The organism is Devosia albogilva (assembly GCF_042685625.1).
In the GTDB taxonomy this organism is placed as follows: Bacteria; Pseudomonadota; Alphaproteobacteria; order Rhizobiales; family Devosiaceae; genus Devosia; species Devosia albogilva.
On record NZ_JBHUNP010000001.1, the window covers coordinates 1063136 to 1088700 of the forward strand.

General features: G+C 65.4%; 28 protein-coding genes. 16 read left to right on the forward strand and 12 right to left on the reverse strand.

Going from position 1 to position 25565, the window contains the following annotated elements; all coding sequences use genetic code 11:
* Positions 1-14 precede the first annotated feature (14 nt).
* Positions 15-164 (reverse strand): hypothetical protein, encoded by a 150-nt coding sequence (locus ACFSX5_RS05340; RefSeq protein WP_386832252.1) that lies wholly within the window; start codon positions 162-164, stop codon positions 15-17.
* Between the two features lie 70 nt (positions 165-234).
* Here ACFSX5_RS05340 and ACFSX5_RS05345 point away from each other — a divergent pair, with 70 nt between their 5' ends.
* Positions 235-1188 carry a ring-cleaving dioxygenase gene (locus ACFSX5_RS05345; protein WP_386832253.1) on the forward strand — a complete coding sequence of 318 codons (954 nt, stop codon included), beginning with the start codon at positions 235-237 and terminating at the stop codon, positions 1186-1188.
* A 42-nt stretch (positions 1189-1230) separates the two neighbouring features.
* Here the strand turns inward: ACFSX5_RS05345 and ACFSX5_RS05350 are convergent, their stop codons facing one another.
* Positions 1231-1578 carry a winged helix-turn-helix transcriptional regulator gene (locus ACFSX5_RS05350; RefSeq protein ID WP_386832254.1) on the reverse strand — a complete coding sequence of 116 codons (348 nt, stop codon included), beginning with the start codon at positions 1576-1578 and terminating at the stop codon, positions 1231-1233.
* A gap of 117 nt (positions 1579-1695) precedes the next feature.
* Between ACFSX5_RS05350 and ACFSX5_RS05355 the strand changes: the two genes are divergently transcribed.
* The gene (locus ACFSX5_RS05355; protein ID WP_386832255.1) at positions 1696-2574 is read left to right on the forward strand and encodes an SDR family oxidoreductase; all 879 of its coding nucleotides are present in this window, start codon (positions 1696-1698) and stop codon (positions 2572-2574) included.
* A gap of 70 nt (positions 2575-2644) precedes the next feature.
* Here the strand turns inward: ACFSX5_RS05355 and sciP are convergent, their stop codons facing one another.
* The 3 genes from sciP to ACFSX5_RS05370 all read right to left on the reverse strand — a co-directional run bounded on the left by sciP (position 2645) and on the right by ACFSX5_RS05370 (position 5327).
* The gene (gene sciP, locus ACFSX5_RS05360) at positions 2645-2923 is read right to left on the reverse strand and encodes a CtrA inhibitor SciP (protein ID WP_386832256.1); all 279 of its coding nucleotides are present in this window, start codon (positions 2921-2923) and stop codon (positions 2645-2647) included.
* 176 nt (positions 2924-3099) lie between these two features.
* Positions 3100-3810, reverse strand: coding sequence for a flagellar hook assembly protein FlgD (locus ACFSX5_RS05365; protein ID WP_386832257.1), 711 nt, complete (start codon positions 3808-3810; stop codon positions 3100-3102).
* A gap of 11 nt (positions 3811-3821) precedes the next feature.
* Positions 3822-5327 (reverse strand): flagellar hook-length control protein FliK, encoded by a 1506-nt coding sequence (locus ACFSX5_RS05370; RefSeq protein ID WP_386832258.1) that lies wholly within the window; start codon positions 5325-5327, stop codon positions 3822-3824.
* A 226-nt stretch (positions 5328-5553) separates the two neighbouring features.
* Here ACFSX5_RS05370 and mnmA point away from each other — a divergent pair, with 226 nt between their 5' ends.
* The gene (mnmA, locus tag ACFSX5_RS05375) at positions 5554-6708 is read left to right on the forward strand and encodes a tRNA 2-thiouridine(34) synthase MnmA (RefSeq protein WP_386832259.1); all 1155 of its coding nucleotides are present in this window, start codon (positions 5554-5556) and stop codon (positions 6706-6708) included.
* Positions 6709-6831: 123 nt separating this feature from the next.
* On the opposite strand, the gene ACFSX5_RS05380 is transcribed toward mnmA, so the two are convergent.
* Positions 6832-7020, reverse strand: a complete 189-nt coding sequence (locus ACFSX5_RS05380; protein WP_386832260.1) for a hypothetical protein — start codon at positions 7018-7020, stop codon at positions 6832-6834.
* A 96-nt stretch (positions 7021-7116) separates the two neighbouring features.
* Between ACFSX5_RS05380 and ACFSX5_RS05385 the strand changes: the two genes are divergently transcribed.
* On the forward strand, positions 7117-7674 hold the full coding sequence (locus tag ACFSX5_RS05385; protein ID WP_386832261.1) for an RNA polymerase sigma factor: 558 nt from the start codon (positions 7117-7119) through the stop codon (positions 7672-7674).
* The gene (locus ACFSX5_RS05390) at positions 7671-9695 is read left to right on the forward strand and encodes a YfbK domain-containing protein (RefSeq protein WP_386832262.1); all 2025 of its coding nucleotides are present in this window, start codon (positions 7671-7673) and stop codon (positions 9693-9695) included. Before ACFSX5_RS05385 ends, ACFSX5_RS05390 begins: the two co-directional genes overlap by 4 nt.
* A 192-nt stretch (positions 9696-9887) precedes the next feature.
* Here ACFSX5_RS05390 and ACFSX5_RS05395 read toward each other — a convergent pair whose 3' ends face one another.
* On the reverse strand, positions 9888-10505 hold the full coding sequence (locus ACFSX5_RS05395; RefSeq protein ID WP_386832263.1) for a glutathione S-transferase family protein: 618 nt from the start codon (positions 10503-10505) through the stop codon (positions 9888-9890).
* Between the two features lie 169 nt (positions 10506-10674).
* Here ACFSX5_RS05395 and fliF point away from each other — a divergent pair, with 169 nt between their 5' ends.
* The 7 genes from fliF to ACFSX5_RS05430 are packed head-to-tail and all read left to right on the forward strand — an operon-like array spanning position 10675 to position 18210.
* Positions 10675-12303, forward strand: coding sequence for a flagellar basal-body MS-ring/collar protein FliF (gene fliF, locus ACFSX5_RS05400; RefSeq protein WP_386832264.1), 1629 nt, complete (start codon positions 10675-10677; stop codon positions 12301-12303).
* Between the two features lie 5 nt (positions 12304-12308).
* Complete coding sequence (gene fliG, locus ACFSX5_RS05405; RefSeq protein ID WP_386832265.1) at positions 12309-13391, forward strand: flagellar motor switch protein FliG; 1083 nt, start codon at positions 12309-12311, stop codon at positions 13389-13391.
* Positions 13392-14063, forward strand: coding sequence for a hypothetical protein (locus tag ACFSX5_RS05410; protein ID WP_386832266.1), 672 nt, complete (start codon positions 13392-13394; stop codon positions 14061-14063).
* Positions 14064-14113: 50 nt separating this feature from the next.
* Complete coding sequence (gene fliN / locus ACFSX5_RS05415; protein WP_386835583.1) at positions 14114-14401, forward strand: flagellar motor switch protein FliN; 288 nt, start codon at positions 14114-14116, stop codon at positions 14399-14401.
* Positions 14402-14413: 12 nt separating this feature from the next.
* Complete coding sequence (gene flbD, locus ACFSX5_RS05420) at positions 14414-15781, forward strand: sigma-54-dependent transcriptional regulator FlbD (RefSeq protein ID WP_386832267.1); 1368 nt, start codon at positions 14414-14416, stop codon at positions 15779-15781.
* 7 nt (positions 15782-15788) lie between these two features.
* A complete protein-coding gene (flhA, locus tag ACFSX5_RS05425; protein WP_386832268.1) occupies positions 15789-17927 on the forward strand; it encodes a flagellar biosynthesis protein FlhA in 2139 nt (712 codons plus the stop codon).
* A gap of 1 nt (position 17928) precedes the next feature.
* A complete protein-coding gene (locus ACFSX5_RS05430) occupies positions 17929-18210 on the forward strand; it encodes a putative quinol monooxygenase (protein WP_386832269.1) in 282 nt (93 codons plus the stop codon).
* A 3-nt stretch (positions 18211-18213) separates the two neighbouring features.
* On the opposite strand, the gene ACFSX5_RS05435 is transcribed toward ACFSX5_RS05430, so the two are convergent.
* From ACFSX5_RS05435 to ACFSX5_RS05445, 3 genes are all read right to left on the reverse strand, one after another.
* Positions 18214-18414, reverse strand: coding sequence for a DUF2934 domain-containing protein (locus ACFSX5_RS05435; RefSeq protein WP_386832270.1), 201 nt, complete (start codon positions 18412-18414; stop codon positions 18214-18216).
* A gap of 116 nt (positions 18415-18530) precedes the next feature.
* Positions 18531-18998 (reverse strand): pyridoxamine 5'-phosphate oxidase family protein, encoded by a 468-nt coding sequence (locus ACFSX5_RS05440; protein WP_386832271.1) that lies wholly within the window; start codon positions 18996-18998, stop codon positions 18531-18533.
* A 2-nt stretch (positions 18999-19000) separates the two neighbouring features.
* Positions 19001-19615, reverse strand: coding sequence for a LysE family translocator (locus ACFSX5_RS05445; protein ID WP_386832272.1), 615 nt, complete (start codon positions 19613-19615; stop codon positions 19001-19003).
* 123 nt (positions 19616-19738) lie between these two features.
* Here ACFSX5_RS05445 and ACFSX5_RS05450 point away from each other — a divergent pair, with 123 nt between their 5' ends.
* The 3 genes from ACFSX5_RS05450 to ACFSX5_RS05460 all read left to right on the forward strand — a co-directional run bounded on the left by ACFSX5_RS05450 (position 19739) and on the right by ACFSX5_RS05460 (position 22636).
* Positions 19739-20197: a GNAT family N-acetyltransferase gene (locus ACFSX5_RS05450; RefSeq protein WP_386832273.1), complete on the forward strand. Its 459-nt coding sequence runs from the start codon at positions 19739-19741 to the stop codon at positions 20195-20197.
* 193 nt (positions 20198-20390) lie between these two features.
* Positions 20391-21632: a PRC-barrel domain-containing protein gene (locus tag ACFSX5_RS05455; protein WP_386832274.1), complete on the forward strand. Its 1242-nt coding sequence runs from the start codon at positions 20391-20393 to the stop codon at positions 21630-21632.
* 92 nt (positions 21633-21724) lie between these two features.
* A complete protein-coding gene (locus ACFSX5_RS05460; protein ID WP_386832275.1) occupies positions 21725-22636 on the forward strand; it encodes a PRC-barrel domain-containing protein in 912 nt (303 codons plus the stop codon).
* A 9-nt stretch (positions 22637-22645) separates the two neighbouring features.
* Here ACFSX5_RS05460 and fliJ read toward each other — a convergent pair whose 3' ends face one another.
* Together fliJ and fliI are read right to left on the reverse strand one after the other, a co-directional pair.
* A complete protein-coding gene (gene fliJ / locus ACFSX5_RS05465; protein ID WP_386832276.1) occupies positions 22646-23059 on the reverse strand; it encodes a flagellar export protein FliJ in 414 nt (137 codons plus the stop codon).
* Positions 23060-23113: 54 nt separating this feature from the next.
* Positions 23114-24442: a flagellar protein export ATPase FliI gene (fliI, locus tag ACFSX5_RS05470; protein WP_386832277.1), complete on the reverse strand. Its 1329-nt coding sequence runs from the start codon at positions 24440-24442 to the stop codon at positions 23114-23116.
* A 413-nt stretch (positions 24443-24855) separates the two neighbouring features.
* Between fliI and ctrA the strand changes: the two genes are divergently transcribed.
* Entirely contained in the window at positions 24856-25563 is a 708-nt protein-coding gene (gene ctrA / locus ACFSX5_RS05475) for a response regulator transcription factor CtrA (RefSeq protein ID WP_386832278.1), read from the forward strand.
* The last annotated feature ends 2 nt before the right edge of the window (positions 25564-25565 follow it).

Sequence of the window (25565 nt, forward strand, 5' to 3'; positions counted from 1 at the left end):
GGAGCGCTGCAGCTTCAGTAGACCTCATCCTCAGCCTGTCGAAGGACGAGGTCGTCCGCGCCGGCTTCGGTGGCCGCGACCTCGTGGTTCGACAGGCTCACCAGGAGGTCTACGGGACGATGGCACCGTTCACCAATCGGCACCAGTGCGTTGCCATTGTCCACCTGCACAACCTTTCCCCGGCGGACTACATTCTCCTCAACAGCGCCGCGCCGCGGCTTCAGGAGACACGCCATGACCAAGCTCGAACTCGGAGGCATCCACCACCTCACCGCCGTCACGGCGGAGGCGAAGAAGAACGTCCAGTTTTACACTCAGACGTTGGGCATGCGGCTGATCAAGAAGACCGTGAACCAGGACGACACCACTGCCTACCACCTGTTCTATGGTGACGGCGTCGCCTCCCCCGGTGCCGACCTGACCTTTTTCGACTTCAACACCCTGCGCGAGCGCCGCGGCAACCACACGGTGAGCCGCACCGGGCTGCGCGTCGACAGCGAAGAGACGCTGAACTGGTGGAAGGAGCACCTGCAGACCCACGGGGTCGGCACCAGTGCCATCAAGCCGCGCAACGGGCAGCTCTCGCTCGACTTCGAGGATTTCGAGGGCCAGCGCTTCCGGCTAGTGATCGACGAGCAGAACAAGGTCGTGCCCTGGGCGAAGTCGCCGGTGCCGACGGAGCGGCAGATCATCGGCCTTGGGCCGATCAGCCTGGCGGTGCCGTCGCTGGAGCCCACCGAAGTCATGCTCACCGAGGTGATGAACATGCGCAAGGTGCGCCACTACCCCGCCGCCAACGGCATGGCGGAAACCCATGCGTTCGAGATGGGCCCCGGCGGCCCGGCGGCCGAACTGCATGTGGTGGTCGACCCGAACCTCTCGCGCGCCCGCCCCGGCGCCGGCGGCGTCCACCACGTCGCCTTCCGCACCCCCGATCAGGATACGCTGGCGCAGTGGATCCAGCGGGTGAACCGCTTCGGCATTCGCTCGAGCGGTGAGGTGGAGCGCTTCTATTTCACCTCGCTCTACTTCCGCGAGCCCAACGGCATCCTGTTCGAGATCGCCACCGACGTCCCCGGCTTCACCGCCGACGAGCCGCTGGAAACCCTGGGCGAGAGCCTGTCGCTGCCGCCCTTCCTCGAAGGGCGCCGCGCCCAGATCGAAGCGGGCCTCAAGCCGCTGGACTGATATTGTACCAAAGTCGCGACCCACTTACGGGTCGCGGCCTACCTATGCCGCCCGCTGCCGCTTCTGCACGATCTGGGCGACCTCATCGGTGTGACGCGTTCCCCAGGCGCACAGCGGCGCCAGAACTTCGGCGAGGCTGCGGCCGAGGTCCGTCAATTCGTACTCGACATGCGGCGGCACTGTTTGGAAGTCGATGCGGCGGATGATGCCGTCATCGGCCAGTTCCCTGAGATGCTGGATCAGCATCTTTTCGCTGACATTGGTCACGAGCCGCCGCAGTTCACCCGTCCGTTTGGCGCCGCCGGCGAGGTGGTAGAGGATCAGCGGCTTCCACTTGCCGCCGAGAACCGCGAGCACGGCTTCCAATCCGCAATGGAATATCGGGGCCATCAATGGGTCTCCTTTCCGACACTTACCAAATAGTCCGTACTGGTGGAGAGGTTTGCTTCGCCCTAATTGAGCCCGGCGTCAATGTCGACGTGAAAAAAAGGACCGGACGGAAACACCATGACCAAGATCCTCGTCACCGGCGCCACCGGCAATATCGGCCGGTCGACCCTGAAACACCTTCTCAAGCGCGTGCCCGCGAACCATCTCGCCGGTCTTGCGCGCAACCCCGTTCAGGCCGCCGATCTCATCGCCGAAGGCATCGATATCCGCCAGGGCGACTATTTCGACCAGAACAACCTCGTCCGCGCCTTCGCGGGTATCGACAAGCTGATGCTGGTTTCGGCCACCGCTTTTACCGACCGGAACACCCAGCACCACAACGTCATCAGCGCGGCACGGCAGGCCGGCGTCGGGCACATCGTCTATATGCCGATCATCCGGAAGGCGGGCTCCGCCTTCACCCTGCCTGAAGTCACCGGCGAGGACATATTCGCCGAGGACCGGCTCAAGTCCTCCGGCCTGACCTACACCCTGGTCCGCCATCCGCCATTTCTCGAGAGCATTCCGTTCTACTTGGCGGGCAACGCGTGCGAAACCGGCGTCCACGTCCCAGCCGGCTCGGGCAAGGCCGGCTTCGCCTCGCGCGACGATCTGGCGGAAGCCCATGCCGTCGTGCTCAGCCAGGCCGGCCACGAGAACAGGACTTACTCGCTGTTCGGCGGCCCAGCCGTGTCCTTCGCCGATGTCGGCCGCATCCTGTCGGAGATCAGCGGCAACCCGGTGCCCTTTGTCCCCGGCGCGGACGAGGACTACATCGCTCACCTGATGGCAGCCGGTTTGCCCCAGCCCGCGGCTCGCTTCGCCCTCGCCTGGGTGCAGGGGATCAATGCCGGCGAATGGGATCGGGAACCCGGCGATCTCGAGAACCTCCTCGGCCGCAAGCCCGTAACGCCGACCGAGTTCCTGCGTGCCAGCTACGGGGCGGCGGGGGCGTGAACAGCCGCGACAAACAAAAAGCCCGCCGGTCATCCCGGCGGGCCTTCTTGCATGAACTCGGCGCAAAACCTCAGGTTTCGCGGTAATGCTGAATCCAGGTGGTGCGCAATCCGGCGAGGCCGTGCTTGTCGATGGCGGCCTGCCAGTTGAGGAATTCATCGACGCTGAGGGTGTAGCGTTCGCACGCTTCCTCGAGGCTGAGCAGCCCGCCGCGAACGGCGGCCACCACTTCGGCCTTGCGGCGGATGACCCAGCGGCGGGTGTTCGCGGGTGGAAGATCGGCAATCGTCAACGGACTGCCGTCCGGCCCGATAACGTACTTAACGCGTGGACGCATTTGTACGGTCATTTTACTCTCTACTCAACCTGACCATATGCAGACAAGAGTAGGAGAGCGGCCTTAAAATTCGGCTAAGGGCTTGCTTACAACCCGTTAAGAAAAGCCATGAAATTCAAAGAATTGATCTAAACTGTACCGGCTCGGGCCAGTTGTGCTCCGGGCCAGGGCGGGACCGAATGGAGGCCTCAGGCCTCCTCGTCCTCGCCGCCGTCGTCCTCGACCGGCGGCGTGACGACCTCGGGAATGCGCACATCGGTGACGTCGGTGATCGCCACCTTGGACCGCCCAACCTGCAGCACCGGCACGCTGCCGGTGAAGTCGACGCCGGTGACGATCCCCACCGACGAGGTGCTCACCTCCACCGGCTTGCCGGCGAGGTTGGTGCCGGTGATCTCGATGGTGTAGATGCCGTTGGGCTGCACATTGCCGTCGCTGCCCATGCCGTCCCAGCGGAAGGTGCCCGGCCCGGCATTGAGCGAGCCCATCTCCGTATAGACCACCTGCCCCTGCGCATTCTTGATGGTCACGGCCGCATTGGCGACGTTGGATGCCGCATTGTAGCTCCAGAACACGGCGGAATCGTCGGTCAGTTCGCCGGTCTTGCCGGAGGCCGTCACCTGCTTGCCGATATAGCTCACCGCATCGGACTTGGCGGTGTTCTGGCTCGACAGCATCAGCGTTTCGAGGAACTCGTTGGTCTTGAGCTGCTGCTCCACCCCGGTGAACTGCACCAGTTGCGCGGTGAACTGGTTGGTGTCGAGCGGATCGAGCGGGTTCTGGTTCTTGAGCTGCGTGGTCAGGATCGACAGGAAGGTGTCGAAATTGCCCGCGATGGTACGCCGCGAGGTGTCGAGACCCGAGGTGGCGGAAGTTCCGGAAACGCCGTCTATGGCCATGGCTCAGTTCCTCACGCGATGATGTTGACGCCGCTGGCCGTCAGGCTGCCGCGGTAGAGATTGACGGTCGGCTGCGGCTCCTCATGGGCCTCGGTAGCCGACGCGCCGAACCCATTCCTGCCCTGCCCCTGCCCGTCCTGGCCCTGGTTGCCCTGGCCGGCGAAGGGGTTCTGCTTGAGCGAGAATTCGAGATTGGTCTTCTGGCTGTCGAGCCCTGCCTGCTGCAGCGCCCGTTCGAGGCCGCGCTGGTCGCGCTGCATCAGGTCGAGCGTTTCGGCCTTTTCCACCGTCAGGCGCGCCGTCACCTGCCCGCTGCGGTCGATATCGAGCCGCACGTCGATCTTGCCGAGTTCGGGCGGATCGAGCCGGATCTGGAAGCGGGTATTGCCGTCATTGACCTGCCGCACGATCTCGAAGGCGAGCTGCGGCAGGTTCAACTGCTGCTGGCTGGTCTGGTAGCCGGCCTGGATGACACGCGGCTGCGCCGGCGCATCCACCCGCAGGCTGGTGTCGGGCGTCCCGGCGGCCGCCGTCGGAGCCGCCTGCTCCCCTGCGGGCGCGACCGGTGCCTGCGGGGCGGGTTCGGCAGTGCGCACCGGACGCTCCGCAGCAGGGTCCGTCCGTTCCGACGGTGGCTGGACCTTTGCCTCTGCCGCTGGTGTCGGCGGCGTCGCGGTCGGCTTGTCCGGTTCCGTCGCCGGCTTGCCAGCCAGCACAGGCTCGCTGAGCTTCAACACCGGTGCCGCCAGTTCCGGCTCCTCCGGAACCACCTCGGCCGAAGCCGCGCCCTTCAGCAGGCGCTCGATCGCCTGCCGGAGGTCGTCGCTGGCGGCGGCGCCGTTCTGCAGCGCCTCGGGCAGGTCCGCATCGGCGCCGCTGAGGGCGTTGGCGAGCGCTTCGAGGCGGACGCCGAGCTTGCGCGCGGCCTCCATGGCAGCGGCATCCTGCTGCGTCGCCGCCTGCTCGGCCATGCCCTGGCCGAGCGGCAGCAGCGCCGCAGCCAGTTGCTGGAAGAGACCTGCACCGGCGGTGCCGTCGGCCTCAGACAGGTCCGTGGAAGGAGCATCGAGGTCGAGGCCCAGGGCCTCGCCCAGCTTGGCCAGCAGGCCGTCGATCTTTTCGATCAGTTCGGGGTCAATCGGCTCGCCGGCATCGAGCGCCAACTTCAATGCCGCAAGGCTGTCGACGAACTCGGTCAATTCCGTCTCGATGTCAGCGAGGTCCGTTTGGGTGACGGGCGCGGCGATCACGGCGGCGACGGCATCGCCGGCTTCCGGTTCCTCGCCTTCGGCACCATCGCCCGGCTCGCCGAACCCGAGTGCGAGCTTGACGAGGTTCGCCAGGTCCGTGGGCATCCCGCCGCCGCTGCGCGTGGTCGAACTGGAGGTGCCGATTGCCGGCTCGTTGCCGTCGAGCAGCGCCGCAAACCCGCCCAGGGCGTCGGTATCGGGCTCGCTGGCGCCGAAGGGGCGGGCGGTACCGGTTGCAGCAGGAGTGACGGTTAGCGCGGATGCCACGGCAGCGGCCTCACAGAACAGATGAATCCATCCGCTTCGATGCAAAGGCAGTGCCAAGCAGGAAAATCTAGCTACGGCTGATACTTAGCAGCAATCAGCGTGTTCCCATCTCCGCCCCTGCCCGGCAAAAGCTGCCGCCTCCCGGGCAGTTTCGTTGCGGCTGGCCACCAAAACCGGTATGAGCGGGGCTTGTCCGCTGGCCCTTGACCCCAACCGGATTGAATTGGTGATGCTGAACTCGCTTGATCTGCCCAAGCGCCCCGAGGACACGCGCGTTGTTGTCGCCATGTCCGGGGGCGTCGACTCCTCCGTCGTCGCCGGCCTGCTTGCCCGTCAGGGCTACCAGGTCGTGGGCGTAACACTGCAGCTTTACGACCATGGCGAGGCCGTGCATCGCAAGGGCGCCTGTTGCGCCGGCCAGGACATCCACGATGCCCGCCGCGTCGCTGCCGCCCTCGGCATCCCGCACTATGTGCTCGACTACGAGCAGCGCTTCCGCAACGCCGTCATCGAGCCCTTCGCCAATGCCTACCAGCAGGGCGAGACGCCGGTGCCGTGCATCGCCTGCAACCAGAGCGTCAAGTTCGTCGACCTGATGGCGGTGGCGCAGGACCTGGGCGCCGATGCGCTGGCGACCGGACATTATGTACAGTCGCGGCTCGGCCCGGATGGGCGCCGCCAGTTGCTGCGGCCGGTCGACGGGGACCGCGACCAGACCTATTTCCTGTTCGCCACTACGCGCGAGCAGCTCGACTATCTGCGCTTCCCGCTCGGGGGCATGTCGAAGCCGGAAGTGCGCGCGCTGGCGCGCGAGATGGGGCTCGAGATCGCCGACAAGCACGACTCGCAGGACATCTGCTTCGTGCCGCAGGGCAAGTACACCGACATCATCCGCAAGATGCACCCCGAGGCCCTGGCCGAGGGCGAGATCGTCCACATGGACGGCCGGGTCCTCGGAAAGCACGACGGGATCGTCAACTACACCATCGGCCAGCGCAAGGGCCTCGGCATTGCCGCGGGCGAGGCGCTCTACGTCGTCAAGCTCGACCACCGCACCGGGCGCGTTATCGTGGGTCCCCGCGAAGCGCTGAAGACCCATACGGTTCGCCTGCGCGACGTGAACTGGCTCGGCGCCCGACCCTTGGCAGAGGCTGCCGCCGGCAATGGCGCGCCGGTGGAGGTCAAGGTGCGCTCCACCCGCGGCCCGCAGCCGGCGGTGATCCAGATGGTGGACGGCGCGGTGATGGTGACGCTGGTCACCGGCGAATACGGCATCTCGCCCGGCCAGGCCTGCGTGTTCTACGCCGACGACAGCGACACCAGCGAAGTGCTCGGCGGCGGCTTCATCGCCGAAGCCGTGCCGCAGGCGCTGGTGGCCTGAACCTCACCGCCCTCTCGTAGACCTCATCCTGAGCCTGTCGAAGGACCGAGGTCGCGGCCCCGGTGTTACCGGCCTCGTGGTTCGACACGCTCACCATGAGGTCTACGAGGTTTCATGGGTGCGTTACCGCGTCGTTGTCTCCGGCGCCGCACTCGTCGCTTCCGCATTGGCCTGCTTCAACTGCTGGTAGGCATTGATCCCACCCATCCAGGTGGAGACGGCAATCAGCACAAGCACTACGCCCATCACCAGCAGCAGGATGCGGCCACGGTTGAGCTTGAACGGGCTATCGGTCGGCTTGTCCTCGGACACGGCAAAAAATCCTGCGTAAAGGGCCAAAGGCTTGCTCGGGCAGCGGCGTCTTAGCACTACAATGCCGCTCACAGTATGGCGCGAGTTGACCCACCCGTGACAGCACAAACCGCCATCTCCTCCAGCGACACCCCCGCGCCTGCGGCGGATGCGCTGGCGGTTCGCGCCCGCAATGGCGACCACGAGGCCTTTGCCGAACTGGTGGAGCGGCACTACGACAGCATCTACCGCACCGCCTGGCGCTGGTGCGGCAACCCGAGCGATGCCGAGGACGTGGCGCAGGAGGTCTGCATCAAGCTCGGCGCCGCCATCGCTGGCTTCGACGGGCGGAGCGCCTTTTCGAGCTGGCTCTACCGCATCACGCTCAATGCCGTGCGGGACATGCAGCGTGCCCGCTCCCGGCGCAGCCGGCACGTCGATGCCTATGCCAAGGTCGCGCCATCGCAACAGGCGGCCGACCAGGAGACCACGGCAACCAGCCGGCAGTTATGGGCGGCGGTGCGACAACTGCCCGAGCAGCAGCGCGACGCGGTGCTGCTGGTCTATGCCGAAGAACTCAGTCACGCCGATGCCGCCCAGGTGATGGGCATCAAGGAGGCGACGGTTTCCTATCATGTGCATGCGGCGCGCAAGACTTTGAGGGGGCTCCTATGAGCACCGAACATCCCGACGATCCGCTTCGCCGGCTCTCCGGCGTCGAGCCGCCCCCGCCGCGGCCGGATGCCCGCGCCGCTGCCGTCGCTGCTGCCCGTGCTGCCTTCGAGGCGGAGCAGACAAAGAAATCTGCACCCGCAACCAAAGGTGCCGGCTGGCGCCGCCGTCTCACGTCCATCGTCTCGTCCTTCAGAGGGATTTCGATCATGGACATGCGTATTCCGGTCGGCACCGCCGCCATTGCCCTGTTGATCCTGCCGCTCGGCTGGCAGCTTTATTCCACCACGGCCCTCAGCCCTGCCGACACGGTGGTCGCGCCGCAGCCGGTGCGGGAAGAACTGGCCCAAGCCCCCGCTCCGCAGAGTCCTGCCAAAGTCCAGCCGCGGGCACCCGAACCGGTGGCGGATGCCGCAACCAGCACGGCGGAGATCGCCGACACCGCGCCGCCGCCACCTGCCGTGCTGATGGAAAGCGAAGTGGCGCCTCAGGGAATCGTCATGCCGGCGCCCTCGAGCCCGCCGGTAGGCGGCCTGACCCGCAGCGCCGACTTCATGGCGCCGGCCGAGCCGAAGGGCGACAGCTTCACCAGCTTCGATGAGCAGCGGCTCAAGGTTGTGGCGGAGGAGCCGGTCTCGACCTTCTCCGTCGATGTCGACACGGCCAGCTATTCCTATGTGCGCCGCATGCTCGAGGACGGCATGGTGCCCGAACCCGACGCTGTGCGTGTGGAAGAGCTGATCAACTACTTCCCCTATGACTACCCCGCGCCGGGAAGCGCCGAGGTGCCGTTCCGTCCGTCCGTCGCCGTTTACCCGACGCCATGGAATCCGGCGACGCAACTGATCCATATCGGCATCAAGGGCTATGAGCCGCCGGTGACCGAGGACCGCCCGAGCAATCTCGTCTTCCTCATCGACACCTCCGGCTCGATGGACGAGGCCGACAAGCTGCCGCTGCTCAAGCGCGCCTTCTCGCTCTTGGTGGAACAACTGTCGGGCAACGACACCATATCGATCGTCGCCTATGCCGGCTCGGCCGGCGTGGTGCTGGAGCCCACCCGCGCCACCGAGAAGGCGACGATCATCGCCGCGCTCGACGGGCTGTGGGCCGGCGGCTCCACGGCAGGTGCCGAGGGGATCGAGCTCGCCTACCGGCTGGCCGAGGACAACCTAGTGCAGGGCGGCGTCAACCGCGTCATCCTCGCCACCGATGGCGACTTCAATGTCGGCATCGAAGACCCCGAAGAACTCGAGCGCTTCATCGCGGCCCGCCGCGATCGGGTGAGCCTGTCCGTGCTCGGCTTCGGCCAGGGCAATCTCGGCGACGACACCATGCAGGCGCTGGCCCAGAACGGCAACGGCAATGCCAGCTACATCTCGAGCTTCAGCGAGGCGCGCAAGGTGCTGGTGGAGGAGATCGGCGGCACGCTCCAGACCATCGCCCAGGACGTGAAGATCCAGGTCGAATTCAACCCGGCTGTCGTGTCGGAATACCGCCTGATCGGCTACGAGACCCGCGCCCTCAACCGCGAGGACTTCAACAACGACAAGGTCGATGCCGGCGACATCGGCGCCGGCCACACGGTGACGGCGCTCTACGAGATCACGCCCGTCGGCTCAGATGCCGCCCTGGTCGATCCGCTCCGCTACGGCACCGAGGCGGAAACAGCGGCAGCGAGCGACGAGATCGCCTTCCTCCGCATCCGCTACAAGCAACCGGGCGAGACCATCAGCCGGTTGATCGAGCAGCCGATCACCCCGGATCTGGTTGCAGCCGATGTGGACGAAGTCGGCGAGGACTTCCGCTTCGCCGCCGCTGTCGCCGCCTTCGGCCAGAAGCTGAAGGGCAGCATCCATGCCGGCATGAGCTGGGACGGGATCGTCGAGCTTGCTCAGGGCGCCCGCGGCAAGGATGAGGGCGGCTACCGCAGCGAGTTCGTGTCCCTTGCGGAAACGGCCGCGCTGCTGAAGCCCGACACACATACGGACCCGTGCCAGTCGTCCAGCGAGGGGTGTGAGTAGCACCCCTCATCCGCCCCTTCGGGGCACCTTCTCCCGCAAGGGGAGAAGGGGGCATCGGGGCTGTGGCGCACTCGGGACCTCCCTCTCCCCTTGCGGAGCGTGCGGCAAACACGGAGCCTCCCTCTCCCCTTGCGGGAGAGGGTGGATCGGGCGCAGCCCGAGACGGGTGAGGGGTTCGGCAGGAGTGGAGCCCTACGGCGTCTCCGCCCCCATCCACGTCGCCCCCGCCGGCCGCTCCTTCAGCCGCATGTAATAGGCCGATACCGCCGGGAAATCCGGCTTCACCTCCGGCACCGCGTACCAGCGGTGCAGCGACAGCCCGAGAGCGATGTCCGCGACCGAGAACGCGCCATCGACGAACTCCCTGTCCACCGCCATATGCTCTTCGAGTATCTGCATTTTCGCCGCCCAGCGAGCGATCGACTCGCGCACCTTGGCAGGATCGTCATAGCCCGGCGTGTTCCTGATCCGGGCATTGACCGCATAGCCCCAGGTTGGGTTGAGCTCGGTCGCCTGCCACACCAGCCACTGCAGCGCCTGTCCCCGCCGGGAATGGTCGGTCGGCAGCAACAGTCCGGTTCCGTAGCGGTCGGCGATGTAGATCAGGATGGCGGTGCTCTCCCACAGCGTCACATCGCCGTCGCGGATCACCGGGACCTGCCCGTTGGGGTTGAGCGCCAGAAACTCCGGCACCTTGGGATCGCGCAGCGGCAGCCCCCAGTCCTCCCGTTCATAGGGCAGCGCGAGTTCGTCCAGGGCCCACAGGACCTTCCTCACATTGATCGAAGTGACCCGTCCGAGAACCTTCATCCTTCGTTCACCTCCGTTCATCTTTGCGGCCGAAATGGTGCCTTCATGGGGCAGTTTCTGCCCAGATTTTGCAAACTGCAACGGTCGGTTAAGAGCTTGTTTACCATCCACTAGGTAATTCTTGCCCACCAACAGAGCCCCGCTTCGGGGCCGTAAAGTGGGACGGGGCGTGGATAATTTTACCCAGTTGATCAACCGCATTGGCCTGCCGCGGCTTGCCGCCATGGCCACGGTGGCGGTGCTGATGCTGGGCTTCTTCGCCTTCCTGATCCTGCGCGCCCAGACCCCGACGCTGTCCCCGCTCTATACCGGCCTAAGCCTCGAGGATTCCTCGGCAATCGTCACCGAGCTCCAGACCCTCAACGTCCCCTACGAGCTCCGCGGCGAAGGCGACACCATCCTCGTTCCGCGCGACCAGATCACCACGCTGCGCATGACGATGGCCGGTGAAGGCCTGCCCACCCGCGGTCAGGTGGGCTACGAAATCTTCGACCAGCAGTCGACGCTCGGCGCCACCAGCTTCGTCCAGAACGTCAACAATATCCGTGCCTTGGAAGGCGAGCTCGCCCGCACCATCACCTCGCTCAATCGCATCAAGGCGGCTCGCGTCCACCTCGTCCTGCCCGAGCGCGAACTGTTCCGCCGCGAGCGCAAGGACCCCTCCGCCTCCATCGTCCTGTCGGTCCGCGGCGAGCTCTCCGCCGGTGAAATCCGCGCCATCCAGCACATGGTGTCCTCCGCCATCGAGGGCCTCACCCCATCCCGCGTCGCCATCGTCGATGACCGCGGCAACCTGCTGGCCGCCGGCACCGGTGACGACACTGCCGGCCTGCTCGCGGGCGAAGCCGACGAGCGGACACTGGGCTACGAGAACCGGCTGCGCACTCGCCTCGAGGATATGCTGGCCAATGTGGTCGGCGCCGGCCGCGCCCGCGTCGAAGTTGCCGCCGAACTCGACTTCAATCGCTCCACCACGACTTCGGAGACCTTCGATCCGGAATCCCAGGTAGTTCGCTCGACCCAGACCCGTGAAAGCGAGAACCTGTCCGCAGGCGCTAATGGTCAGGTCACCGTCGCCAACGAGTTGCCCGGGGCTAGCGAGAATGCCGCTGCCGGCCCGAGCGAGCAGGGCACTTCGAGCGAGGAAGTCGTCAACTACGAGATCAACAAGACCACCCAGACAGCCGTTACCGAGGCCGGCGCGCTGAAGCGCCTGTCCGTGGCCGTGGTCGTTGACGGCAGCTATGTGACCGACGAAAGCGGCAGCACCACCTACACCCCGCGCAGCGCCGAAGAAATCACGCAGATCCTGACGCTGGTCCGCTCTGCCGTCGGCTACGACGCGGCGCGCGGCGACACGGTAGAAGTGGTGAACATGCAGTTCGCCGAGCGTCCTGAACTCGCCCCGCCGGGCACCGACGCCAGCGCCGGCCTGCTCGACTTCACCCGCGACGACCTGATGAACGGCGCCGAAATGGCCGTCACCCTGCTGATCGCGCTCGCCCTCATCCTGTTCGTGATGCGGCCGCTGCTCAAGAAGGTGCTGACCCCGGAACAGGCGCCGCTGGCGCTGCCAACCGCAGCCGAACTCGGCCACCATGGCGTGCTGGCGGCCAATGGCGAAGTGGTGCCGGAAGTCGTCGAGGAGCCGAAGGACAAGACCCCGGCCTGGGTCGCCAACGCCAAGTCCATGGGCGAGACCCAGCTCCAGACGCTCAAGACCGTCGGCACCCTGGTCGAAGAAAACCCGAAGCAGGCCGCGCTGATCGTGCGCGACTGGCTCTCTAGCGCTGCATAACCCTCATGGCCCTCGTTTCCCAATCCGCTGAACCCGAACCCCAGGCCCTCGCCGGCAAGCAGCTGACGATCGGCAACGAAGCGTCGAACCAGCGCGTGCTGAAAGGAGACGAGAAGGCCGCAGCGTTGTTGCTGGCGCTCGGACCGGACTATGGCAAGCCGATCTTCGACGAACTGGACGAGCTGGAGATCAAGCAACTCTCGCGCGCCATGGTGCGCCTCGGCCCGATCACCCAGGAAATGCTGGACGACCTGATGATCGAGTTCGTCACCACCATTTCCTCCAACGGCTCGCTGGCCGGCAATACCGACTCCACCGAACGGCTGCTGCTCAGCTTCCTCTCGCAGGAGCGGGTGGACGCCATCATGGAGGAAATCCGCGGTCCGGCGGGCCGCAACATGTGGGAAAAGCTCAGCAACGTGCAGGCCGATGTGCTGGCGGCCTATCTCAAGAACGAATACCCCCAGACCATTGCCGTGGTGCTGTCCAAGATCGCCACCGAGCATGCGAGCAAGGTGCTCGCCGTGCTGCCGGAAGAGCTGGCCATGGACGTCGTGCAGCGCATGCTCGGGCTCGACCCGGTGCAGAAGGAAATCCTCGAAAAGATCGAGGCGACCCTGCGCACCGAGTTCATGTCGACGCTGAATCACACCAAGCGCCGCGATAGCCACGAGCAGATGGCGGAAATCTTCAACGCCTTCGATCGCCAGACCGAAGCGCGGTTCCTCACCACGCTCGAGGAAACCAGCCGAGACGACGCCGAGCGCATCAAGGCGCTGATGTTCACCTTCGAGGACCTTGCGAAGCTCGAGGCCTCCGCCATCCAGACCCTGCTGGCGCGGATGGACAAGAAGGAGCTGGCGATCTCGCTCAAGGGCGCCAGCGAACAGGTCAAGGAAACCTTCTTTGCCAACATGTCCTCCCGCCAGGCCAAGCTGCTGCGCGAGGACATGCAGGCCATGGGCCCCGTGCGGCTCAAGGATGTCGACGAGGCGCAGGGTCGCATGGTCGCGACTGCCAAGGACATGGCGGCCAAGGGCGAGATCGTCATCCTCAAGACCAAAGCCGACGACCAGATGGTGGCGTAAATGGCAGCCCGCGTCGCCCGCTTCAATTTCGACCTCGACCTAGCCCAGCGCCCGGATAGCGCTCCGGCGCGACCGGCGCCGGTTCCCGTCCCGACCATTCCCGAAGAAGTCGCCATGCAGATGGTGCAGCAGGCCCGGGAGGAAGGCTACGCCGAGGGTCTGGCCGCGGGGCAGGCCAATGCCGCAGCCATGGCGGCACAGACCCTTGCGGCTGCCGCCGGAACGCTGGCGACGCGCAGTGTCGAGATGGCCGCCGCGCTTGATGATGCCAGCGCCGAGATACGCCGCCAGGGCATAGAGCTGGCGTCTTCGATCGGCCGCAAGCTGGCGCTGCACCTGCTCGCCCGGTACCCGACCGTGGAACTGGAAGCGCTCATCGCCGAGTGCATGCAGAATCTTGCCGGCGTGCCTCACCTCGTCATTCGCTGCCACCCCGAACTCGCCGACGGCATTCGCGACATTGCCACCGCCCACATGCAGACCTCCGGCTTTGCCGGGCGCCTGGTGGTGATGGGCGACCCCGACATTCGCCTCGGCGACGGCCGCCTGGAATGGGTGGATGGGGGACTCGTGCGCGACATCGCCGCCATCGCCGGCGACATCGACAAGACCATCTCAGCCTATCTAGCCGGGCGGCAACGCCCCAGCTCCCATGAGGAGAGCCACCAATGAGCACCACCGATCAGGATCTCACCGGGCAGGAGCCCGTCGGCTTCGAGGAGATGGAGGCGCCGCAGCGCGCCCGGCCGGAAGGCCATGGCGAACGCACCGCCGCCGACCTCGAGGCGGTGTTCGACGTTCCCGTCCGGATCTCGGTGATCCTCGGCCGCACCCGCATGCCGGTGAGCGAACTGCTGAAGATGGACACCGGCACGGTGATCGAGCTCGATCGTCAGGTCGGCGAGGCGGTGGAGATCTTCGTCAACGACCGGTTGGTGGCCCGCGGCGAAATCGTCCTCGTCGAGGACAAGCTCGGCGTCACCATGACCGAAATCATCAAGCCGCAATAAGGAGCCAGACCCATGCGCCTCCTCATCATCGGTGCCCTCGAGGGCCAGCTCAGCCAGGCGACCAAGATGGCCATGGATGGCGGCGCCAAGGTGGCGCATGCCCCCACGGTCGAGATCGCCCTGGCAAGCCTGCGCGCCGGTCGCGGCGCCGATCTGCTGCTAGTCGATGTGATGGTCGACATCGGCACCCTGATCGCAGGGCTCGAGGCCGAGCGCATCGCCGTGCCGGTGGTCGCCTGCGGGGTGCAGACCAACGCTGCGGCCGCGGTGAACGCAATTCGGGCCGGCGCCAAGGAATATATCCCCCTGCCCCCCGATGCCGAGCTGATCGCTGCAGTCATTGCGGCGGTGGCGCGGGAGTCGTCGGACTTCCTGTTCCGCGATCCGGCCATGGAGCGGGTGGTCAAGCTCGCCGAACAGGTTGCCGCATCCGAAGCGTCGATCCTGATCACCGGTGAGAGCGGCACCGGCAAGGAAGTGATCGCCCGCCACGTTCACCAGAAGTCGCGGCGCGCCAACAAGCCGTTCATTTCGGTGAACTGCGCCGCGATCCCCGAGGCGCTGCTCGAATCCGAACTGTTCGGCCACGAGAAGGGCGCCTTCACCGGCGCCGTCGCCCGCCGCATCGGCAAGTTCGAGGAGGCCTCTGGCGGCACGCTGCTGCTCGATGAGATCAGCGAAATGGATGTGCGCCTGCAGGCCAAGCTGCTGCGCGCCATCCAGGAGCGCGTGATCGATCGCGTCGGCGGCACCAAGCCCGTGCCGGTCGACATCCGGATTCTTGCGACCTCCAACCGCAACCTCGCCGAGGCAGTGCGCGAAGGCAGTTTCCGCGAAGACCTCCTGTTCCGGCTCAATGTCGTGAACCTCAAGCTGCCGGCCCTCAGGGACCGGCCCGGCGACATCGCGGTGCTGAGCGAGCACTTCGTCGCCAAATACGCCAAGGCCAACGGCCTGCCGCCGCGCTCGCTCTCAGCCGAGGCGCGTGACGCGTTGCTCAAGGCGCCCTGGCCAGGCAATGTCCGCGAACTGGAAAACACCCTGCACCGCGCCGTACTGCTCGCCAGCGGCGACGTGATCGGGCCTGAAGCCATCGTCCTTCCGGATGGGATGGGACTGGCCGAGGCCGCGCGGCAGTCGAGCCCTGCCGCGCAACTGGCCCAAACCGCCGAAGCCATGTCGCGGGCGCTGGTCGGTCGCACCGTGGCCGATGTCGAGCGCGACCTGATCCTCGACACCCTCGACCATACCCTGGGCAACCGCACGCATGCCGCCAACATCCTCGGCATCTCGATCCGTACGCTGCGCAACAAGCTCAACCAATATGCCGATGAGGGGGTGCATATTCCTGAACCCGGCGAACGCCGCAATGTGGCGTAAGCTCTAGATGACCGACCTGCCCACCAACCCCGCACGGAGCTTCAAGCTTCCCTCCGTCAGCGGCGTGCTCGACATGCTGCGCTCGGGCGACATCGCGCTCGCCGTCGGGGTAATGGGGCTGATCGTCATCCTCATCCTGCCGCTGCCGCCGATCCTGGTGGACATGCTGCTGGCGATCTCCATCGTGTTCTCGGTCATGATCCTGATGACCGCGCTGTTCATCCAGAAGCCGTTGGAGTTCTCGAGCTTTCCCACGGTTCTGCTGATCGCCACCATGCTGCGGCTGGGCCTCAATCTCGCCACCACCCGCCTGATCCTGAGCGAGGGCCACAATGGCTCCAGCGCCGCCGGGCACGTCATCGAGGCCTTTGGCAACTTCATCACTCGTGGCAATTTCATCATCGGCGCGGTGATCTTCATCATCCTGGTGATCGTAAATTTTATCGTCATCACCAAGGGTTCGGGCCGCATCGCCGAAGTCGCGGCGCGCTTCAGCCTCGATGCCATGCCCGGCAAGCAGATGGCGATTGACGCAGATCTCTCGGCCGGCCTGATCGACGAAGACACAGCCAAGCGGCGCCGGGCTGAACTCGAAGGCGAGAGCGCCTTTTTCGGCAATATGGATGGCGCGTCGAAATTCGTGCGCGGCGATGCCATCGCCGGGCTGATCATCACCTTCATCAACGTCTCGGCCGGCATGCTGATCGGCATGATGCAGGAGGGCCTGAGCTTTCAGGAGGCGGGCAACGTCTACACGCTGCTCACCATCGGTGACGGGCTGGTTTCGCAGATTCCGGCCCTGATCGTGTCAACCGCCGCCGGTATCCTGGTGTCGAAGTCCGGCGTGACCGGATCAGCGGACAAGGCGCTGTCTTCGCAGTTTTCGGGCTATCCGCGCGCGCTCGGCATGTCTTCGGCCGTGATGGCGGCGCTGGCGCTCTTGCCGGGCATGCCCATTGTCCCCTTCCTCGCTCTCTCTGGTGGCATCGGCTATGCCGCCTGGCGGGCCGCCAAGGGTAAGGCCGAGCGGGAAGTCGAAGAGGCGGCGAAGAAGATGGCGGGAGCACCGGGTGCCCCCAACCCGGGCGCACCTGCGCAGCCCTCGGAGCCCCCAATCACCGACTCTCTGAAGATCGATGAACTCAAGCTCGAGCTTGGCTATGGGCTCCTGAGCCTCGTGCGCGAGGACGAGACCGGCACCGACCGGCTCACCGAGCAGATCAAGGCGCTGCGCCGGCAACTGGCGCTGGAACTTGGGTTCGTGATGCCCCCCGTGCGCATCCTCGACAACATGCAGCTCGAGCCCAACGCCTACAAGGTTCGCATCAAGGAAGTGGAAGCCGGTGCCGGCGAGATCTACGCCAACCAGCTGATGGTGATGGACCCCTACGGCAACCCGATCGACCTGCCGGGCACCCACACCACGGAGCCGACCTTCGGCCTGCCGGCAACCTGGATCGAGCCGGCGCTGCGCGACGAGGCGGAACTGCGGGGCCTCTCGATCATCGATCCATCGACGGTGATCTCGACCCATCTCACCGAGGTACTCAAGGCCAATGTCGCGGACCTGTTGAGCTACGCCAATGTGCAGTCGCTGCTCTCCGGGTTGCCGAAGGATCAGCAGAAGCTGGTTGAGGATATCGTCCCCAGCCTGATCTCGGTGTCTGGTGTGCAGCGCGTGCTCCAGGCCCTGCTCACCGAGCGAATCTCGATCCGCGACCTCTCGACCATCCTTGAAGGCATCGCCGAAATCGCCGGCCCGGGGCGCACGGTGCAGTCCATAGCCGAGCACGTCCGCACGCGTCTCGCCCGCCAGCTCTGCGCCGCGAACCTCGGGCCTGACGGTACGCTGCCGCTGCTGACCCTTTCGCCGCAATGGGAGCGCGACTTCGCCGAGGCCATGGTCGGCGACGGCGACAACCGTCATCTCGCCATGGCGCCGAGCCGCTTGCAGCAGTTCATCGGGGCCGTGCAGACCGGGTTCGAACGCGCTGCCCAGCAGGGCGAGTTGCCGGTGCTGATCACCTCGCCCGGTATCCGCCCGCATGTTCGCTCGATCATCGAGCGCTTCCGTCCACAGACGGTGGTGATGAGCCAGGCCGAGGTGCACCCGCGCATCCGCCTCAAGACCGTGGGCAGCATCTAGCGTGGCCAAGGTGTTCCTCGACGGCTACCTCGAAGTACCTCCTGAGCAGGTCGACACCGTCGCCGCTGCTCTGCCCGAGCACATCCATCTCACTCGCACCGAGCCCGGGTGCTTGCGGTTCGAGGTGCTGCAGGATCCCGAGCAGCCCACCCACTTCGTGGTGTCGGAAGTGTTTGCGGACCGCGCTGCGTTCGAGGCGCACCAGCATCGTGCCGCGTCTTCGCCCTGGGCGACGGTCACGGCCGGAATGCCGCGGCACTACACCATACGCGACGAAGGCTAGCCTTCAGCGCTCGCGAAAAGCGAGGTCCGTCAGCGGCGCTTCCGGTTCTCGCTTATGCATTTCCTCGGCGCGACTGACGGCGGAACCATCCATGAAGCTCCGCTCGGCCTCGAGCCAGAACTCGAGGTCCCGCCCGTCGGGCTTGCCTGCCTCCGTCCAGAACCAGCGCGCGCGTTCGCGGATCTGATGCTCCACCAAGTCCATGTCGGCACTCCATAGGTCGTGAGTTTGGCGCCGGTCCTACCGGCACCTCCGCAACGAAGCAGGACAGGTTCCGTTCGGCGCCCAACGTGCAGCAGTGCATTGCGCGCAACGGGAAGCTAAGTCCCGGGGCGGACGCCGTATCGCTGATAGGCTTCTGCGTGCCGTTCCTTATCGGTCCGCTCCGGCACCAGCGTGTAGCTCGGCGCCCAGATGCGCGAGATGCGGGCGACGTGCACCACGATGGCATGACGGACTGGAAAGGTCTCACCCGCCATCGCCAGCAGCGGCACTGCGAAGATCCGGAAATCGGGCGCCTCGGGCGCGAGCACCCTGGCATCACCCTCCACCTTGAAGCCGCGTTGCGCGAACACGTCGACGAAGCTGACGCAAACAAGCGGATTCGCCTGGATGTTGCGGACGCTGTTGGTGGACAGGACGTCGGCGATGACCAGCGTCTCGTCGTCATGGATGGCGAACAGTTCCTTGGGCGTAACGTTCGGCTGCCCATCGGCGCTCACCGTCGCGAGCCAGCACAGGACGGCCCGCTGCGCCTCTTCGCGAAAGGTCTGGTTGATCCGCGCCAAGCTCAGCGCTCCGTCAGTGCGAGCCTGGCGCCGAGCAGCACGAAGGCACCAGCGAAGGTGCGGCGCATCCAGGTCATGATGGAAGGCCGCGAGATGACGTGCCCGCGCACCGCTGCGGCGAACAGGCCATAGGCGGCGAAGACCAGGAAGGTCAGCAGCATGAACACGCCGCTGAGCTGCAGCATCTGGCCGACGGCATTCGGACTATCCACCGGTACGAACTGCGGCAGGAAGGCGAAGAAGAAGATCGACAGCTTCGGGTTGAGGATGTTGATCAGGATGGATTCAAGGATGACCGCGCCGGCGGATTTGGCTGGCGCATCCCGTGCGTTGAGGCTCAGCGAGCCGGTCTCGCGCAGCGTTGCCCAGGCCATGTAGAGCAGGTAGGCAACACCCAGATACTTGATGATCTCGAAGGCCAGCGCGCTGGCATGCAGCACAGCCGCCAGACCCGTGATGGCAGCAAGCATGTGCGGCACGATGCCGACCGTGCAGCCGAAGGCCGCCCACAGGCTGGCGCGCCTGCCGCGGGAAAGACCCGCAGCAATGGTGTAGAGGGCACCCGTTCCGGGCGAGACCACCACGACAAGGGTCGTGATCAGGAATTCGATGCTCATCGTTCAGGCTCCCGCAGGCGCGGCAGCATCCACCGCCGGGCTCGTCGCCGCAAGTGGCACCGCATCATCTTCACCAAACCATGGCGCGTTGAGCGGCGTGCTCAGCCGCGCTAGAAGCGGGCCATGCTTGATCTTGTCATCCTCCGGGTCCCCGTCTTTTCCACCATCTGCAACGCCGCCTTTGCGCTGCGGCGTGAGGTTTTCGTGGTGGAACAGAAGGTGCCGGAAGAAGAGGAGCATGATGCCGACGACCTGACGGCCACCCATTTCGCGGCGATCCTTGAGGGGGAGGTGGTCGGCACGCTGCGGCTGATCGACAAGCCCGAGCACATCAAGATCGGCCGGGTAGCGGTGGCCCGGAACTGGCGCGGCAAGGGCATCGCCGGCCGGATGATGGAAGCGGCCATGGCGCATGGGCGGGCCTGCGGACAGGATCGGTTCTTCCTGACGGCGCAGTCCGACAAGATCGGCATGTACGAAAAATTCGGCTTCGTCGCTTTCGGGCCGGAGTTCCAGGACGGCGGCATGCCGCACCGCGCCATGCGGAACTACGACCGCGAGACCGCAAAACTCTCGGACTGAGCGGCACTCCTGCCACGTGAATGAACGAACATGAACGGTTTCTGACCGCCTTCTTGCCCAAATCGCGGCAAGGGGGTCGGAACGACTGCCGGGCTATCACGTTGACGAGACATCAGGCCGTGCAGCGTGCGTACCGGCAAAGTCCTCGCGCCACACGGCCTTGTTCACCTTAACGATGAACCTGGAGCCTATAATGATCCGCACACTGCTGACTAGCACCGCCCTGTCAATTCTGTTGACCGCAGGCGTTGTGGCGCAGGATGCGCCGGCCAACAGCCAGGCGCCCGCCACCACCACCGAGACCCCTGCCGAAGGCGGCGCCGCCGCTCCTGCCACCGGCACCGACACCACAACCACCACCACTGACACGACGGCGACTGACGCCGACGCTGCCGCTGGTTCCACCGATGCTGGCGCTGATGCTGGTTCCACCGACGCTGGCGGCTCAGCCACTGGCACGGCTGGCGCGGCTGGTGCCGCCACCACCACCGATCCGACCCAGGGTTCGGATGTGGAAGCCGGTGGTGCCGAGAACACCGACATCAACGAGCCTTGGGACATGTCGGCCGGCTATGTTGCCGCTGATACCGACAACCTCGGCTCGCAGTTGATCGGCCAGCCGGTCTATTCGTCGGCTGGTGACGATGCCGAGAACATCGGCAACATCGACGACATCGTGTTCAGCCAGGACGGCCAGATCGAAGCGGTCGTGATCGGCGTTGGCGGCTTCCTCGGCATTGGCGCCAAGGCTGTGGCCGTCGACTTCAACTCGCTCGAGTTCACGCTGGCCGCCGACAACACCGAACGCTGGGTGCTGCCGACCACTGCTGATGCTCTGAATGCAGCTCCCGAGTTCGTCTGGGAAGAAGATGAGCCCGCCGACATGAATGCCGAGGGCAACGCCACCGATGGCGGCGCCATGGCTCCGGCCGATCCGGCTGCAGGCGGTGCGATGGCTCCGGCTGACCCGGCCATGGCCCCGGCCGACCCGGCTGCGGGCGGTGCGATGGCTCCGGCCGACCCGGCGATGGCCCCGGCTGACAACGCCATGGCACCGGCCGCCGGTACCGATGGCGCTGCCATGGGCATGCCGCGTGAAGGCTACAACACGGTCGAGGTCGACGCCCTGACCGCCGAGAACCTCACCGGCGCGACCGTGGTTGGCCCGGACGGCGAGGACATCGCCCAGGTCGGCGACATCCTGCTCAGCCAGGACGGTCAGGTCGATGCGATGCTGATCGACTTCGGCGGCTTCCTCGGCATTGGCCAGAAGCGCGTGGCTGTCGGCATGGACAATCTGGAGTTCGCCGCCAACGAGAACGGCGACCTGCTGATCTACAGCGACTTCACCCAGGAGCAGCTGGAAGCCGCTCCGGAATATGACGAAGCCGCCTACACCAACGATCCGGAAAGCTTCCGCACGCTCGACCAGTAGTCGAGCCGGTGCAGCGCACCAAGCGGAACTGAGTGCTTAATCAACTAGGGGTCGACCTGCGGGCCGGCCCCTTTCTCGTAGAGGAGATCGCCATGCTGCGCCTTGCTGCCACCGCCGCCGTGCTGGCGCTGGTTCCCACTGCCGTGTTTGCCCAAGCCACTCCGTCGAGCTCGAGCCAATTGGAAGCGAGCGGGCTGACGCCGCCGACAGTGTTGTCGCAGGGCTACTCGCCGCAGGGCGCCGACGTGCTGGTGACGCAGTTGCTCGGCCAGACCGTGTGGACCGCCGTGGGTGACGAGGGCGAGGAGGTCGGCACCATCAACGACATGGTGGTGACCTCGGGGGTCGGTTTGTCCGCCGTGGTCATCAGCGTGGGTGGCGTGCTGGGCGTGGGAGCCAAGGACGTGGCCGTTGCCTTCGACCAGTTGACCTGGGCGGAGCGAGAGGACGGCAGCCGCCGCTGGGTTCTTGCCACCACGCCAGACGCCCTTGTCGACGCCCCCGCCTTCATCTGGGGCGACAGTGAGGCTGTGACCGGCGAGCCGGCGCTCTCGCCGGAAGAGGAAGAGGCCCAGCTGGAAGAGGGGGATCCCAACGCGGCATCGGTCGATCCTGAACTGACCACAGACCAGCCGGAAGCCCGCGCTACGCCGGGTGATCGCGAAGGGCTGACGGCCATCAACGCGACCGAGTTCCAGCCCGAGCAGTTGCGGGGGATCGGCGTCTACGGCATCAACGACGAACTCATCGGCTCGATCGGCGACGTTGTGCTCAATCCCGACGGCTCGGTCGACGCGGTCATCGTGGATGTTGGCGGTTTCCTCGGCCTTGGCGCCAAGCCGGTGGCCGTGGGCTCGGACAATCTCACCATCTCGGAGGACATCGCGGGGCAGCGCTACCTGTTCATCAGCACGACGCGCGAACAGCTCGAGGCGCAGCCGGCTTTCGATCCGACGACCTACGAAGCCGAGCGCAACACGCAGCGGCTGGTGGTGACGCCCTGAGAGGGATGATCACTTGCGGGAGAAGCGCAGGCGAGCGATCTCGTCGTACTGGTCCTGCTCGACCTTGAGCTGCTCGGCGGTCTCACGCTGGTGCTCGCGCTGATCGAGAAGCTCGACCTTCTTGAGGTCTTCGAGCGCCTCGGCAAGCGCGTCCTGCGCCGCCTCGAGCTTGCTCTTCATGTCGTTGGCTGAAGCCAGCAGATTGTCGCGCCGGGTCGACGCTGCCTTGGCAAAGGTCGAATAGGCGAAGTGGGCGACATCGGAGATGCCGGTCTTCTGGTGCTCGATTTCGATCTGCTGGTCGAGTTCGCTCGCCATGCGCTCGAAATCGTTGATCATCATCTCGATCTGCGCGACCTGTCGGCGCTTCTCGTCCACCTGGAACTTCTTGAGCCGGATGAGGCTTTCGCTGCGCGATTTCAAGACCTGTACTCCTTACACACCAAGTCAGTCCGGGGCGCCGATCCCATCGCGCCCCTAGTTCCCCGCACCCGCCTCGCCCACGATCGCCGACAGCATCTGATAGCCTTCGGCAATAGTGGAGGTCTCCTCCCGGTCCTGGTTCAAGAACGCCTCCAGGGCCGGATGGAAGGCAATGGCGCGGTCCACTTGCGGATCTGACCCTTTCCGGTAAGCCCCCAGCCGGATCAGTTCCTCCATGTCCGAATAAAGGGACATGAGTTCCCGCGCCCCCGCCAGCACCGGCCGCATGTCAGGCGGCACGCATCCGGGCATGGTTCGCGAGATGGACCTCAACACGTTTACCGCCGGGTAGCGACCCCGCTCGGCAATGCCGCGCTCCATCACGATGTGCCCGTCGAGAATGCCGCGTACGGCATCCGCAATGGGCTCATTGTGATCATCACCTTCGACCAAAACGGTAAAAAGACCGGTAACGGAACCAGTCGAAGGCGTGCCGGGCCCCGCCCGCTCCAGCAGTCGCGGCAATTCGGTGAAGACGGTCGGCGGGTAGCCCTTGGCGGTGGGCGGTTCGCCGATGGCGAGACCGATCTCGCGCTGCGCCATGGCAAAGCGGGTCAGCGAATCCATCATGCACAGCACGCGCCGGCCCTGGTCGCGGAAATACTCGCTGAGCGCGAGCGTGAGATAGGCGGCCTGGCGGCGCATCAGGGCCGCTTCGTCCGAGGTGGCCACGACCACCACGGCTCGCTCGAGGCCCTTGTCGCCCAGATATTCCTGAATGAACTCGTGCACCTCGCGCCCGCGCTCGCCGATCAGGCCGATCACCGCAACATCGACATCGGTATTGCGGGCCAACATCGACATCAGCACCGACTTGCCGACGCCCGATCCGGCGAAGATGCCCATGCGCTGCCCCTCGCACATGGTGGTGAAGGTGTTTAGTACACGCACGCCGAGATCCAGCGGCTCGCCGACGCGGACGCGGTCATGGGCGGCGAGGGGATCCTGCTTGAGCGGATAGGCGCCGGCCCCGCGCGGGAGGGGCCCTTTGCCGTCGATAGGTTCACCCTCGGCATTGATCACCCGACCGAGCCAGGCACTGGATGGAAACACGCTGCCGTCGTGGCGCAGGAACACCGCACGGCACCCGAGCCGCACTCCCGCAACCTGCCCAAACGGCAGACAGAGAGCATGCCCATCGCGGAAGCCGATGATCTCGGCGGCAAGCTGCTGACAGTCCACCGTGTCGATGCGGACGCGGCCGCCCACGCGCAGTTCGCGCACCGGGCCGACGATTTCGAGCAGCAGCCCCTGCACCGACTTGACGCGGCCGAACACCTCGATGTCGTCGATGGCTTCGATCGCCGAGATCAGCGATTTCATTCCGCGTCGGGTCCCTGCCCCAATTATGGTTTCCGTGGCCGCTCGAATCGTTGTGAGCAGCGAATCACACGGTAACCCAGCGTTAAGCAAAAAGCGCTATTCCGAGGTTTGGGCCCTTCCGGACGGCATTGCCGCGGCGCTGCGCTCAACCCCCTCACACCGCCACAATTGCTTGAGTCCGCAGAATCGCATGCAGGGCTTTCTTAAACCATTTTATTAAGATGCGAACGACCCTTTTCTATAGCATTTTCAACAAGTTATACTTAATTCACCCTAACGGCTTTTGCACCTTGCCGAAGCGAATTAAACTTTGTTAACTATTTGGGCTTAGGGTTCAGTCATATCCAGTACGGGTTCGGCATGAGGCGGCTCCCTCATGTGTTCCAGCAGGAACGAATGACAAGGGGAATATAATGCGGGTACTCCTTATCGAGGACGACAGCGCGACAGCGCAGAGCATCGAACTGATGCTGAAGTCCGAGAGCTTCAACGTCTACACCACCGACCTCGGTGAAGAAGGCGTCGATCTCGGCAAGCTTTATGACTACGACATCATCCTGCTGGATCTGAACCTGCCGGACATGAGCGGCTACGAGGTGCTGCGGACCCTGCGTGTGGCCAAGGTGCAGACGCCGATCCTGATCCTTTCCGGCCTTGCCGGCATCGAGGACAAGGTCCGCGGGCTCGGCTTCGGTGCCGACGACTACATGACCAAACCCTTCCACAAGGACGAGCTCGTGGCCCGCATCCACGCCATCGTCCGGCGTTCCAAGGGGCACGCCCAGTCGGTCATCCAGACCGGCGAGCTCACCGTCAACCTCGACACCAAGACGGTGGAAGTTGTCGGCCAGCGCGTGCACCTGACGGGCAAGGAATACCAGATGCTGGAGCTGCTTTCGCTCCGCAAGGGCACCACGCTCACCAAGGAAATGTTCCTCAACCACCTCTATGGCGGCATGGACGAGCCGGAGCTGAAGATCATCGACGTCTTCATCTGCAAGCTCCGCAAGAAGCTCTCGGTCGCCACCGGCGGCAAGAACTACATCGAGACCGTCTGGGGCCGCGGCTATGTGCTGCGCGAGCCCGACGAGAGCGAAGTCTACAACGAGAACGTCGCCTGATC